The sequence below is a fragment of the Psychromonas sp. SR45-3 genome, from assembly GCF_014163575.1.
GTDB lineage: Bacteria > Pseudomonadota > Gammaproteobacteria > Enterobacterales > Psychromonadaceae > Psychromonas > Psychromonas arctica.
The window spans coordinates 21,545-36,329 of record NZ_JACJDP010000029.1 but is presented as its reverse complement, the minus strand read 5'-3'; the positions used below and the strand labels follow the sequence as shown (position 1 = coordinate 36,329).

At 38.0% G+C, this 14,785-nt stretch carries 10 protein-coding genes; 5 read left to right on the top strand and 5 right to left on the bottom strand.

The features are described from left to right. The first annotated feature begins 492 nt into the window (after positions 1-492). The 4 genes from H5084_RS14295 to H5084_RS14280 all read left to right on the top strand — a co-directional run bounded on the left by H5084_RS14295 (position 493) and on the right by H5084_RS14280 (position 6,366). Entirely contained in the window at positions 493-2,226 is a 1,734-nt protein-coding gene (locus H5084_RS14295; RefSeq protein WP_259396815.1) for a diguanylate cyclase domain-containing protein, read from the top strand. Between the two features lie 239 nt (positions 2,227-2,465). Continuing rightward, positions 2,466-3,878, top strand: coding sequence for an esterase-like activity of phytase family protein (locus tag H5084_RS14290; protein WP_182690977.1), 1,413 nt, complete (start codon positions 2,466-2,468; stop codon positions 3,876-3,878). A gap of 461 nt (positions 3,879-4,339) precedes the next feature. Further along, positions 4,340-5,503, top strand: a complete 1,164-nt coding sequence (locus tag H5084_RS14285; RefSeq protein WP_182690968.1) for a methyl-accepting chemotaxis protein — start codon at positions 4,340-4,342, stop codon at positions 5,501-5,503. A gap of 26 nt (positions 5,504-5,529) precedes the next feature. Next, entirely contained in the window at positions 5,530-6,366 is an 837-nt protein-coding gene (locus H5084_RS14280) for a nitrate- and nitrite sensing domain-containing protein (protein ID WP_182690966.1), read from the top strand. A gap of 115 nt (positions 6,367-6,481) precedes the next feature. Here the strand turns inward: H5084_RS14280 and H5084_RS14275 are convergent, their stop codons facing one another. From H5084_RS14275 to betI, 5 genes are all read right to left on the bottom strand, one after another. After that, the gene (locus tag H5084_RS14275; protein ID WP_028867871.1) at positions 6,482-6,961 is read right to left on the bottom strand and encodes a MarR family winged helix-turn-helix transcriptional regulator; all 480 of its coding nucleotides are present in this window, start codon (positions 6,959-6,961) and stop codon (positions 6,482-6,484) included. Between the two features lie 170 nt (positions 6,962-7,131). Then, the gene (locus H5084_RS14270; protein WP_182690965.1) at positions 7,132-8,349 is read right to left on the bottom strand and encodes a BCCT family transporter; all 1,218 of its coding nucleotides are present in this window, start codon (positions 8,347-8,349) and stop codon (positions 7,132-7,134) included. A 310-nt stretch (positions 8,350-8,659) separates the two neighbouring features. Then, positions 8,660-10,351: a choline dehydrogenase gene (gene betA / locus H5084_RS14265; protein WP_182690963.1), complete on the bottom strand. Its 1,692-nt coding sequence runs from the start codon at positions 10,349-10,351 to the stop codon at positions 8,660-8,662. A gap of 2 nt (positions 10,352-10,353) precedes the next feature. Beyond that, entirely contained in the window at positions 10,354-11,820 is a 1,467-nt protein-coding gene (betB, locus tag H5084_RS14260; RefSeq protein ID WP_182690961.1) for a betaine-aldehyde dehydrogenase, read from the bottom strand. Next, entirely contained in the window at positions 11,808-12,416 is a 609-nt protein-coding gene (gene betI, locus H5084_RS14255; RefSeq protein WP_182690959.1) for a transcriptional regulator BetI, read from the bottom strand. The genes betB and betI overlap by 13 nt, the downstream gene beginning before the upstream one ends. Positions 12,417-13,292: 876 nt before the next feature. Here betI and glpT point away from each other — a divergent pair. Then, a complete protein-coding gene (gene glpT / locus H5084_RS14250; RefSeq protein ID WP_182690957.1) occupies positions 13,293-14,663 on the top strand; it encodes a glycerol-3-phosphate transporter in 1,371 nt (456 codons plus the stop codon). Positions 14,664-14,785 lie beyond the last annotated feature (122 nt).

The window sequence follows — 14,785 nt, the reverse complement described above, 5'->3', positions numbered from 1 at the left end:
TAAATGGAGGTTAAATTAAAGTTAAAGGGAGGGAATTAACAAAATAATCAAGAAAATCTGCTCAGTTATTGATCTGCCATCGTTGTGCTTTTTACCCCTATTTTAATTTATTAATGCCTGCACTTAAAGATGGCTCATGATAATCCTCAGTTTTTCCATTACAGGGTCTTTTTATTGTAAAGTTCTTTGATAACAAGCTCTTCTCATTACAATCACATGATCATCATCTTAGTTATCTTACAAGCCACTGCTGAAGGCCCATTTATTCTATGCAATGAGAGTAATAATCAATGACGGATCAATCTTCCTTAGCAAGATAACGTATTTAAATTAACTTTTACCTCAAAATAGGCTATTTTATTGTACGATATTTGTTCTTTTTTATAATTTTTTCTATATTTTGGAGGTTACTAAATCAAAATAAACATGTCGTTGGTGAATGTCATTTATTAGTACAACGTTATATTTATGCTAATAATAAAAGAGGTGGGCATGAATGGAATGAAAAAAATCGGCATCGTTAATGCGAAATATTTTTGCTTAAAACACGTTAAACACTTTATCATTGCACTGGTGTTAATCAGTTTTGCTTCTCTGTTACTTGCTTGGTCGTTACCGTTTATTGAAAAAGAGATCACTTGGTTTATTTTTTATCCAGCGGTCATATTAGCAACATTATACGGTGGTATCGCCGCAGGCTTTATTACAACCTTCTTAACGCCTTTTACGTTATTTTTTATTTGGCCCTTAATATCGACATCTCCCCTGATTAATAATGTTTTGGATCTTTTAGAAATGTCCTTATTTATTATTATTTGCAGTTATATTTCTTACTTACACGGCTTATTGCAACGCTATAAAGCACAATTAGTACAATCCAAACAGGCACATCAATCAGATCAACATGAGTATCAGTTTATTACTAAATTGATCGACTCTATGCCCAATATGATTGGTTATTGGGATAAAGAACTCAATTGCCAATTTGCGAATAAAGCCTTTAGTGAATGGCATACTCAGCACCCTAAAGACCTTATCGGTATCTCTTTTAAGGAGTTGGCAGGGGAAGCGCTGTATAGCTTAAATGAACCACACATTAAAAGTGTTTTAGCCGGAAAAGCACAACGTTTTGAACGTACACTGCAAAAAACAGATGGTACTAAAGGTAGTATCCTTGCGCAGTATATCCCTGATTTTGATAGTGATGGCTCTGTCATCGGGTTTGCTATTCAATCCAGCGAAGTGACCGAATTAAAAGAAACAGAGGCGCAATTAAAGTTAGCAACCTGTGTGTTTGATAGTACTGTTGATGGCGTCTTGATTACCGATATTAATGGATTTATTTTGTCTGTGAATCCTGCTTTTACTCATATTACTGGTTATTCCGCTGAAGAAGCGATTGGTTTAACTCCGAATATTTTGAAGTCTTATCGACAAAATGATGATTTTTATACGGCTTTATGGGCAGAACTAAAAAAACATGGCAAGTGGTCTGGCGAGATCTGGAACCGTCGTAAAAGTGGAGATATCTTTTTAGTCCGTTTAAATATCAGTATGGTGAAAGACGAAGAGGGTAAAACAATCAGGTATATTTCTGTGTTCAGTGATATTACCGATCTTTGGCATAAAGATGAGAGTTTAAAGCATTTAGCTTTTTATGATGCATTAACAGATTTACCTAACCGTACTTTGTTAATGGAACGCTTGGGTCAAAAAATCATTGGCAGTAAACGTAGGCATAATAAACTCGCGGTCATGTTTTTAGACCTCGATGGGTTTAAATTAATTAATGATTCCTTTGGTCATAATACGGGTGACGAATTACTTAAAGTTATCTCTAGTCGATTGTTAGACTTGGTTAGGCAGTCTGATATTGTCGCTCGCTTGGGTGGGGATGAGTTTATTTTTGTGGTGGATAATCCGTTACATAAAGAGGAAATATTGCACCTTGCTGAACGCATTATTAATTCCATTAAAGAGCCTATTGAAATCGATGATAATCATCTACAAATAGGCTCGTCTATTGGCATCGCGATATATCCGGATGATGCGACAACATCGGTTGATTTAATTGAAAAAGCTGACCATGCTATGTATCAATCAAAAGATCCAGAGCGAAGCTCGCTCCATTTTTATGAGTCAGATTCTAATCAAATAAGTCGCAATCAATCACTCGGTAGTAATGAAGCATCCCTCAACGAATCAGAGCTTGGTAAAGTAGATTAATGACTAGATTCTTTTATGATTCACTATTCCGTGACTCTGCTACTAAGTTATGGTTGTTTTAAGTACTTCCAAATAGATCGATTAACTATGCTTTATTCGCTTTATTTCTCTTCTTCATCAAAACCCACATTAGCGATGTTTTAGATCGCCATTGTTCGTTATTTATCTACAGAATTCATTAAATCGTCATATTTATTACGTACTTTTAAGGCATAAAATAATCAACCTTAAGGTCTCCAATGTTAATAAATAAAATAGGTTTAGTGAGTGTGCTTTCTGCAGTGGTGTTATTTGGTTATGTTAATCGAGGGATAGCCGCAGAGATGGATGAGATTTTAGAAACGTTTCCTCAGCTAGGCAGTGAATTACCCCATTCTGTATTACGTGCCGACTTAAAAGATGCAAAAACACAATTGCCCCTTGAGATCCGCAACGGAGGCTATGGTTCAGCAATGACTGCTCACCCTACACAAGCTAACCAGTTTTATGCGTTAACAGATCGTGGCCCCAATGCGAACCACCAAGGTGATTATGGAAAAGGTAAAAGCTTTCCAGTGGCAGATTTCACGCCACGCATTGGTTTATTTGAAGTAAAAACTAACGGCAAGATTGTGCAGTTAAAAGACATTTTATTAAAACGTCCCGATGGCAGTCTGATCTCTGGTTTACCTAATAGTTCTGCATTGGGAGGGACAGGTGAAACACCTTACCATGCAGATGGAAACCCGGTGTTAGTTAATGATGAATTACCGTATAGCGTAACCTCAAACCCTATTAAGTTAGATGATTATGGGCTGGACGGTGAAGGATTAGTCGCTTTAAAAGATGGCACATTTTGGGTAAGTGATGAATACGGTCCACATATTGTTCACTTTGATCATAATGGTATAGAGATGACTCGTATTAATGCGTTCAAAGATGATAGTCGTGCTTTATTGCATTTACCTGCTGTCTTTCAACATCGTCGTGCTAACCGCGGTATGGAAGGGTTGGCGATCACACCTGATGAAAGTACGCTGGTGGGTATTATGCAATCCACCATGAAAAACCCTAATAAAGCAGCACAAAAAGGCGACCTTACACGGATTGTTAGTATCAATTTAAATAATGGTGCAACTGAGCAGTATTTGTATCGCCAACAGAAAAATGAGAATGCAAACTCTGAAATCGCCGCATTGACAGCCAATAAATTTTTAGTCATTGAACGAGATGGCAGTTTTCTGTTTGGCGGGCCTAAAAATGCAAACCCTAATGCACAAAAGCAAGTCTATCGTATTGATCTTCGCTCAGGAACCGCATTATCTAAAGTGGCTTTATCTTCAACCATTATGCATGATGAGAGCCGTGGATTATTGATTGATGGACTGACATTAGAGCAGTATGCACAGGAAAAAGGCTGGGATGCGCTCGCTGAAAAGGGTATTAAGCCGGTCACTAAAAAGTTGATCATTGATATGGTTAATGAAGTGGGTTACGCACACGATAAAATGGAAGGTTTATGGGTCATTGATGATCAACATTTAGGCATATTAAATGATGATGATTTTGCGACTTGGTCAACGGACGGGAAATTAGAGCAAAAGTATCTGGATAAAAACACCATAGATAGCAATCGTCTTTTCATTATTAAAAAGAATTTGCTTAGCGATTAATCAACAGCTCTATTTAGTAACTTTACTCAACATCTTTAGTCGCACCTTTACTCAGTCATTGGAGCAGATTTTTCAATGAGTAGAGCAGACCTTACAAGGTTTATTGCAATTAACCTTGTAAGGTATGAATGACCTATTTCTACCATTAGTTTTGCTAATTATTATCTGGTGACAGTGATTTATTCGCAATCACCTAACTGGCACTATCTAAGGCCAATTATCTAATAAAAAGCATCTAACTGATATTATTAAACTGCCGTTATCTAACTTTCGATATCTGACTAGTACTATCTTACTTTAACGCTGTACGCACTAATCTGATACTTTTTCTAAAGTAATGCACCAATTTATCACCTTCGTTAATCAACATAAATATTATTATCTTTAGTTATCATGGGGTTAAGTTGTGGTACGGTTTTTGTAACTAATTAGTAATAATCATGATCATTGTCGAGTGAAAAATGTATCAACTATTCTCTATTCCCGTACAAAAAATTATTCATTTCGCTGGTTTTAAAGCCATGCTCAGTATTTATATGGGGTTGCTCTCTGCGATTATTGCCACACAGATTGTTAGCGTTAACTTCCCTGAACAAATTTCAGTGCATGTGCTATCAATAGAGTTAGCCATTTTATTCTATTTATCCATTGCACTAGTGATGGCGATCAATAATGAATTGCACTCTTTTAAGCAAATGTTTCGTTTATTAAATGCGGATAGCTTCGATTACCGAGACCTGCAAACAAGTCATTTAATTACAGCACATTTTATTGACCAACTGCTCGCTTCTTATCGAGAATTAGGGCGAGTAAATGATAAATATAAAGATAGATTAAATGAAGTTTCTTACTCTGCCATTCAAGTGATCGATACTGCACATGCCGTTGCAGAAAACGTACAAAAACAATCTAATGCGACTAATTCAACCGCCGCTGCTATCACTGAGATGAGTGCCTCTTTAAGTGAGGTAAATGGGGGGATTCGTGAGGTACATCTTTCATCTCAACATGCATTTGATACTGCTGAAAAAGGCCGTGCATCTATTGTTGATCTTAAATTATCTTTAAAGAGTGTTGTATTTGAAGCAAATCAAACGGCTGGCGATATCGATGTTTTAATGACATTAGCCAACAGCGTTGCTGAGATATCTCAATCTATCCAAGGGATCACAGATCAAACTAACTTATTAGCATTAAATGCTTCTATTGAAGCTGCTCGCGCTGGTGAATTAGGACGAGGTTTTGCCGTGGTCGCCGATGAAGTTAGAGCGCTCGCTTTGCGTTCACGTATTGCAGCTGATGATATTGTTAAAAATGTCGATTTGGTCAAAAACCAAAGTCATAAAATAAGTACGAGTATGGCGAAAGTGGTTACTCAATCAACGCAGTGTGAGCAAGGTGCAAACTTAGTGGATCAATCTTTACAAGAAATAGAGAGTGCAAATTTAGACGTGAGAGAGAAGATGCAAACTGTCACTGATAATGTTGCGCAGCAGACTCTCGCCACCAATGAAATTAGTGAACATATAGAGCGAGTAGTACAAGGGGCAATTGCTAATGCTGATGTTGCAAAACAAGCTGAAACGGTTGCGGCTCATCTCAAATCATTAACACAAATAATTTAACAAAAAATAAGTTAAGAGGGATGGATATGGCAATCTATATTGTTATTTTATTGCTGATGGTGTTGGTTGTAATCTTGTTACATCACTATAAAACCAAACAGAAAAAAGCATTACAAGTGCGAGGCCTGGCGAATATAGCTTATTTAAAGTCGTTGATTGGAGCAGTACAAACACATCGAGGATTAAGCTCTGCTTGGTTAAATGGAGATCAAAGTAAACAAGCGATGTTACTGACTTTTGAACAACAAGCTGATAGTGACATTAAATATTTACAACAAGATATGGCGGCGGATGAAAATGGACGTTGGGACTCTTTTGTTGACCATTGGGCGCGTATAAATCAACCGGGTAATACCAATGATGCCGATAATAACTTTAAACAACATACGCAAATGATTGCTAATTTATTATATCTTTTGGAAGATGAAGCAGAACATAAACATCTTAATGCGATGTCATTACAAGCGCTAGCTCATATTGGTTTTGTGTGGCGTGAATTGGTGCAAACCACGGAGATGATTGGGCAGTCTAGAGCGATTGGAACAGGGATTGCGACCCGTAAAATATGCTCTAGTGTCGATAAAATTCGGTTATCTTTTTTACAACAAAATATGCAAAAAACAATTAATGAAACCTTACCTAAACTAGGTTCATTAGACAGTGAAAGCGAACAGCATAAGGCGTTATTAACCACTGCCTTTGCGACTATGCAGTGTTTAATGGAAACGATTAAAAGCGACTTAATTCAGGCGGATAAAATAACTATCACACAGGATCAATACTTTGCTCTAGCCACTAACAGCATTAAGTCGTTAGATGAAATTTTTAAACACCAACTAGCACAAGTCAAACAGGTTATTTGATTGGCTTTTGACGATGAGTTAATAGGCAATCAGTTAGTAAGTAGTCTTAGATGGCTCGTTACTTCTTACTCAACGAGCTGATTGATAGAGAGGAAAAAAGGGTTGTATTGTTTTCTTAAGACTCGCCGTCTTGAATGGTGCCCACTAGTAATACTGGAGCGGCATCAAGTTCAGTTGCATCCATCATTGAAGCAATTCGCTCTACGGCTGATAATAGTTGGCTTTGTTCCCACTCTTCAAGATGTTGATAACGTTTAATAAAGTGTTCTTGTAAAGGCTGAGGGGAAGAGCTTAAAACGGCTTTACCTGCTTCACTGAGTGATAAATGCACTTTACGTTTATCTGTTTTACTGCGCGTTCTGATCACAAAGTCACGTGCTTCCAATCTATCAATAATTGTTGTCACTGTGGCTGCACTGAGGGTTATTTCTTGGGCAATTTGCTTGGCAAGCGGTGCTTCAAGTTGATCAATCTTTCTCATGACTAATAACTGTGGGCCAGTTAATCCTGACTCTTTGTTTAATTGGCGAGAGTGAATACTGATTGCTCTGATCACTCGGCGTAAAGAAATTAATAACTGTTCGTGCTTTTCCATAAATCCCAACCCTATTTTTTGCGTAGCATAACAAAAATAATCGTAACTCTCATGTGTAAAGTAATAAAAAAGCAGAATAGTGAAGATCACTATTCTGCTTTTTTGGATCATCCGCTTAACCATTAAACGTGGGCTTTCACCTTATTTAATGGTATTCGCTGTGGTCTGTATTAATCCATTAACTCAATTTTAGTAAAGTCAATTTTGTTCTCTTTTGGCGAACGTTCAATATCAGATACTTTTCGGTAATGGCTTAGTAATATATAACCAAAACATCCTAAGATTAATCCGATTGCTAATGCACCAACCCATTGAATTTGTAAAAAGTCTAATTTAAACAATAATGTTAGGCCACTTAATAAAGCAATATTACCAACGATATAAGGTATTTTACCAAAGCGTTGTACTGTTAAGTTTAAGTTATCAGTGTATAAACGAACTAGTGAATCTAATGAGTTGATCACAAACGTAATACCGACAATCACCATCGCTAAGTTATAAAAACCTGCTGTTGAGATAGCATTTGCACTGTAGTAATAAAGCACAGTAAACCAAATCGCAATTGGGATAGATGGGAAGATCATCATCGCCGCTAGTACTTGATAAGTTCTCATACCACTTACAAAACGAGAGGTAAATTGGCCAATCATTATGCTCCAAGCAAACCACCAGTAAAGGTAAAACTCATGGTAATCATTGATCGGTAATACAAAGTGATGCAGGTTACCAAAGTAGTCACCTAGTAAGCCAAAGGTAGTAAAGAACTCACCTACACTTGAATTATCAGATAAGAAAGCGCCTGCCCACATAATGATGATTAACGCGAAAAATAACCAGCTACTACCTAGACTCAAGATACGAACATAACGGATGCTTGTACTTGAATATACTGCAGCGGCAATCGCTAAGAATACAATTAAGTAGAAACTGCCGACAATTGATTCGCCATCACCAAGACCAGGTAAATACCAAGGTAAGTTGGTTAATAATAAGTAAGCAGTAAAGGCACACGTACCGATAATAACCACATTATTAATGAATTTGATCAGTGGTACTTCGAAAAATTTAACTCTTGGTTCAATAACACAAAAGTAGAAACAAGTGACAAAGTAGAAGGCCCAAATTAAGAAGGCCCAAAACCCAAACTCAATAGAGAGTGGATTACTAAAGCCATATTCTGGACTGGTCGCTAAATCTGCATACCCTGCAAACTCAGTCAGCGGGAACATGATCAAACCTACATCTAAACCAGAAGTAAATAGGATCGCGATAAAAGTAAACTTACGCACTGGTGTGACACCAATACATTGCATATTACCCCAGCGGTACAGGATGAACGCAATAGCGGCAAAAACGAATAAGATGCCGGCTGATAGCCAAAGAGTCATTATTTGGCCTCCAAGTGGATAGTGTTGATAAACATAGATAATTCCTTGTTTTATGTTTTAAAACGCTACGCCATTATTTTTAAGACAATCTTGTCCTCAAACCTTAAGTATCGTAGTGATAATGCCAATAAATGACATATGTAGATGACGATAGTTAAACCCTGAAAAATAACGTAGTTTAATAGGCCATTTACAAAGTTACACATAAATTACATCGCTGTATAATTTGCGTAGGTTGGCCTTACACCTCATCTTAGTGATTCGCTGATGTTGCAATCAACGACTCACTAGGAGTGAAACTGATTTACAATTAACTGGTTTTTCGTTTTGGTGCAGTTAATCGTTGGCTATGTTGCCAATCTTCTGCAACCGTCACTTTAGCGGTACTGGGTGACAGCATTTTATTACCTAGAATAATATCTGCAGCACGCTCTGCGACCATAATGGTCGGTGAGTTAAGGTTACCGTTAGGGATAGTTGGGAAAATAGATGAATCAACAACACGAAGCCCTTCAATGCCATGCACTTTAGTTTCTGAGTTGACCACGGCCATTTCATCTTCACCCATTTTGCATGAACAAGAAGGGTGGTAAGCACTTTCAACTGAGCTTCTTACAAATTCATCAATTTCTTCATTTGTCTGTATCGCTAATCCTGGTTGGATCTCTTCACCACGATATTCATCTAAGCCCGGTTGATTAATAATCTCACGGGTTAAACGAACACAAGCTCTAAAGCCTTCAATATCATCTTGATGTGATAAGTAATTAAATTGAATTTGTGGTGCTGCATGTGGGTCGTTTGAAACAACTTTCACTGCGCCACGACTTTTCGGCTTGTTATGACCAATATGTACTTGGAAACCATGGCCTGCAAACGCTTCTTTACCGTCATAACGCATTGCTGCTGGTAAGAAATGGTATTGAAGATCTGGCCATTCTAAGCTCGCTTTTGAGCGGATGAAGCCACAGGATTCAAAGTGGTTGGTTGCCCCAAGACCTGATTTATTTAAGATCCAACGCATGCCAATTAATAGCTTGTTCAGTGGATCGATTTTGCCGTTCAATGAAATTGGTTTTAAACATTTAAATTGAAAGTAAAACTCAAGATGGTCTTGTAAGTTTTCACCCACACCAGGTAGCTCATGATGCTGTTCAATACCGGCTTCTTTTAATGTTTCTGCTTTACCAATACCCGATAATTGAAGGATATGTGGCGAACCAATTGAACCGGCACTCAGCAATACTTCTTTACTACACAGTACGTCAGTGACTTTATCTTTTACTTGGTAACGAACGCCGACAGCTTTTTTATCTTCAAGTAATACTTTGTGTACTAGAGCGTGCGTCACAACTGTTAAGTTACTGCGTTTCATCGCAGGTCTTAAATAAGCGTTTGCCGTAGACCAACGTACGCCGTTTTTAACGGTCATGTGCATTGGACCGAAACCTTCTTGTTGTTCAGCGTTGTAATCAGCGGTAGCTAAATAGCCTGCGTCTACACCTGCATCAACAAAAGCTTGGTATAACGGGTTTTTCATATTGTTACCGTTATTAACGGCTAGTGGACCAGAATCACCACGGTAATCATTACCGCCAAATGACCAAGTTTCAGCTTTCTTAAAATAAGGTAAGCAATGTGCATAATCCCAATTCTCAGCGCCAGCTTGTTGCCACTCATCGAAGTCACGTGCATGACCACGTACATAAACCATGCCGTTGATTGATGAAGAACCACCTAGTACTTTACCGCGAGGGCAATGCATACGACGATTATTCAAAAACGGTTCAGCTTCGGTTTCAAACTGCCATGCATATTTTTTGGTGTTCATCGGGATCGATAATGCAGTCGGCATCTGAATAAAAATGCTCTTATCACTGCCACCCGTTTCTAGTAGTAGTACTTTATTATTAGAATTTTCTGATAAGCGGTTTGCCAGCACGCAGCCTGCACTGCCTGCTCCCACAATAATATAATCATAATTTGTTGTAGTCATAGTCATCCTTAAAATGGGCTTTCAAGTGTTTGCATACCAACATATACCGCTTTAATTTGGGTATAAGCTTTTAATGTTTCACTACCATTTTCTCGGCCAATACCTGACATTTTGTAACCACCCACTGGCATTTCTGCTGGTGAAGCACCATAAGCGTTGATCCAGCAAATACCCGCCTTAATTTGATGTATCACACGGTGAGCACGGGTAATGTCTTGGGTGAAGACTGCTGCCGCTAAACCAAGGTGTGTATCATTTGCGCGTTTCACTACTTCTTCTTCTTCAGAGAAAGTAAGTACAGACATAACAGGACCGAATATTTCTTCTTTAGCGATCGTCATTTGGTCATCACAGTCAGTGAAGATAGTCGGTGCTACAAAGAAGCCGTTTGGCGCATTTTCAGGTTGTAATGCTTTACCGCCTGTTAATAACGTTGCGCCTTCTTTTTTGCCAATTTCAATGTAATCGAGTACTTTTTGCTGGTGGTCTTTAGAAATCAATGCACCAAAGTTTGTTTCTGGGTTCATTGGATCGCCACAGATGATGTTTTGCTCTGTACGTTCTACTAAACGTTTAATAAATTGCGGGTAGATATCTTTTTGAACGAATACGCGTGTGCCGTTAGTACAAACTTCACCTTGTGTGTAGAAGTTACCTAGCATGGCTGCTGACACTGCGTTTTCTACGTCTGCATCATTAAAGATAATTAACGGTGATTTACCGCCTAATTCCATGGTCACTTCTTTTAATGAACTAGCGGCTGCGGCCATTACTTTTTTACCGGTACCGACTTCGCCAGTGAATGATACTTTTGCGATATCATCATTACCGGTTAACCATGCGCCAACACGTCCGTCACCTTGAACAACATTAAACACACCATCAGGTACGCCAGCCTCAGTGAAGATCTCTGCTAAACGCATTGCGCCACGTGGAGTTTCTTCTGATGGTTTAAAAATCATTACATTACCGCAAGCTAAAGCGGGTGCTGCTTTCCAACAAGCGATTTGTATTGGGTAGTTCCACGCACCAATACCAGCACAAATGCCTAATGGTTCGCGACGTGTGTAATAGAAGTCATCACCAACCGTTTGTTGGTTACCTTCGATACTTGGTGCAAGACCTGCGAAAAATTCGATTGAATCAGCACCCGTTACCACATCAACTTCCGATGCTTCTTGCCATGGTTTACCTGTATCCAATACTTCGCCAGCTGCTAGGTCGTCATTATGCTCACGTAATAAAGCAACGGCTTTAAGTAAAATTCGGCTTCGTTCCATTGCTGTCATTGCTGACCAAGTAGCAAATCCTGCTTTTGAGCTGGCGATCACTGCTTGTTGCACTACTTCTGTCGCAGTTTCTACTAAGTAACTAACTTGTCCTGTCGCAGGGTTAATCACTTCAAATGTTTCACCGGTACCATTGGCGATATATTGACCATGTACGTAGTTTTGATAAACGATTAATGATGACATTGTTTTTCTCCATACTGTGTAAGCACAGTATTTATAAAGGCTTTAGATAAAATTTGAGCTTGTTTGAAGTCTTCTTCTGGTGTCGAGCTCAAGGCGCTTCGTAACCAGAAACCGTCAATCACAGCTGCAGTTTGTTTGGCTGCATTAATGGCAGCGGTATTAGGTAGCAGCTGTTTAAAGCAAAAAAGGAGGTTGCTGTATAAACGCTGACTATTGATATGTTGAAGTCTTGCTAGACCAGGTTCATGCATTGCTTGAGACCAAAAACTTAACCATGTTTTTGTTGCAGCACTGGATCGTTGCAGCTCAGTAAAGTTGGCTTCTACAATCATCGATAAACGATCTATTGGGGACAAATTTTTACCTGATATTCTGATTAATAACGCTTGTTTCAATTGATCGAGAAGGTATTTAAGCGCTGCTTCAATTAACCCTTGTTTGCCACCAAAATAATGACTGATGATGCCAGATGACATACCTGCCATTGCACTGATGGTATTAATAGTGGTGTGCTGTAAACCATGGCGTTCTACGGACATCAATGTCGCATCGATCAGTTGTTGTTGTCTCGCTTCTTTGACCGCTTGCCTTGCCATACATAACTTCCTTTTTATGTTTATGCTTCATAAAACGTTATTAATTGAACGTTCAATTAATAACGATTCTAATGATTAGTGCACTAACTATCAAGGGTTCATTTAAATTCCATTAACATATTGTGTTAACAAGGTGTACCTAAATCGTTACTTGTAACTCATTGTTTGTTTGTTTAAGCTGTTGTTTTTATTTGTTTTGCGCGCAATTGCTGTAAGTTAAATGTAACAAAATAGTTACGGATAAAATGGTTTTTGTTGTAATTAAATTAGTTGGTTTTTATGGCGGAATAATACAAGGAAAACAATTTGTTAATCATATTTACACGTAGGCAGCGGCTAAATTAAGTTTAATAAAGTGGTGGTTAAGTTCGGCTTTAATGACCATTTGTGCAGGTATTAAGTTTTAAGGAATGGGATTGTGATTAAACGGAATTGGTCTATTTTGGGTTGACCTATCGACAAAAATACTTTTATTAACGGGCATATTTACCTGTTGTGTTAGATATTGTTTGTTTTTTGTTTTGCTTATTGTCGTTGCGTTATTTTATATTCGTTTTCGAGCGAAAATATTATTAGTGTTCATTTTATTGTGCTGTTTTTAAGCGCTCGTGATTGCTTTATTGCTATCTTTTTACTGTCTATTAATTCCTTTTATTCATTTTGTTCAATAGGTTAGGCTCCAATAGCATGTCGCAAAATTATTTTTGTTGATTTAAATCATTTTGTTTTCGATTGTGATCTATTTATCATAAATCTGTGCTCGTTCGAACTATAGTTCGCTCGTAAAATAGTTGATGTGAAGGTAGTCTCGTGACTCCGAACAAAAACTAATCACTTATTTTAAAACTGCTCTTATTTATCCCAAGGAATAACATTATGCTAAACATTTTTAGGCCAATGGCGCATATCGACCGCCTACCTGAAGGCCAAATTGATCCCTTATATAAACGCCTACGTTGGCAATTGTTCCTAAGTATTTTTATAGGATATGCCGGTTATTATTTAGTACGTAAAAACTTTAGTTTAGCGATGCCTTTTTTGATCGAAGAATATGGTTATAGTCGCGGCGATCTTGGGGTTGCATTGGCGTCTGTTTCTATTGCTTATGGTTTATCTAAATTCTTAATGGGTAATATCTCAGATCGCTCTAATCCACGATATTTCATGAGTGCTGGTTTGATGATGTCTGCACTAGTGATGCTGTGTTTTGGTTTTATGCCTTGGGCAACGGGCAGTATTACGGCAATGTTTATTCTTTTATTTCTAAACGGTTGGTTCCAAGGAATGGGGTGGCCTGCTTGTGGTCGAACAATGGTTCACTGGTGGTCACATAAAGAGCGTGGCGGTATCGTTTCGGTTTGGAATGTTGCACATAATGTGGGTGGTGGTTTGATCGGTCCGTTATTCCTACTAGGCTTGTGGGCTTTTAATGATGATTGGCGTGCTGCTTTTTATGTTCCTGCTTTCTTTGCATTATTAGTGGCTGGATTTACTTTCTTAACCATGAAAGATACACCGCAATCTTGTGGTTTACCGGCTATTGAAGAATACAAAGATGATTACCCAGATAACTATTCTGAGTCTTTTGAAAAAGAGATGACAGCAAAAGAAATTTTCTTTAAGTATGTATTTAATAATAAATTATTATGGTTTATCGCGATCGCTAATGCATTTGTTTATTTAATTCGTTACGGTGTACTTGACTGGGCACCTGTTTATTTAAGTGAAGTAAAAGAGTTCTCTGTTGATAAATCTTCATGGGCTTACTTTTTATACGAGTGGGCTGGTATTCCAGGTACGTTATTATGTGGTGTGATTTCTGATAAATTGTTTAAAGGCCGTCGTGCACCAGCAGGGATTTTATTCATGCTGCTAGTAACTGTTGCAGTATTAGTCTATTGGTTTAACCCTGCAGGTAATCCAATGGTTGATATGGCTGCCTTAGTTGCGATTGGTTTCTTAATTTATGGTCCAGTTATGTTAATCGGCTTATACGCGTTAGAACTTGCTCCTAAAAAAGCAGCGGGCACAGCGGCGGGTTTAACAGGATTATTTGGTTACCTTGGTGGTGCGGTAGCCGCTAATGCATTATTAGGTTACACAGTAGATATCTTCGGTTGGGATGGTGGATTCTTAGTGATCGTATTTGCATGTGGTTTATCTATATTCTTCTTAACACTTGCTATGTTTGGCGAAAATAAAATTCATAAGCAACGTAAGTTAGATTTAGAAAAGGCAGCCGTTTAAGTATATGTAATTAAATGTTTTATATATGAATTAGAATAACCTTAACTTACTGAAATTAAGACTAAAACCCGTATTGGTTAATTGCTAATACGGGTTTGTTTTTTTACCCGTAGCAATCGATG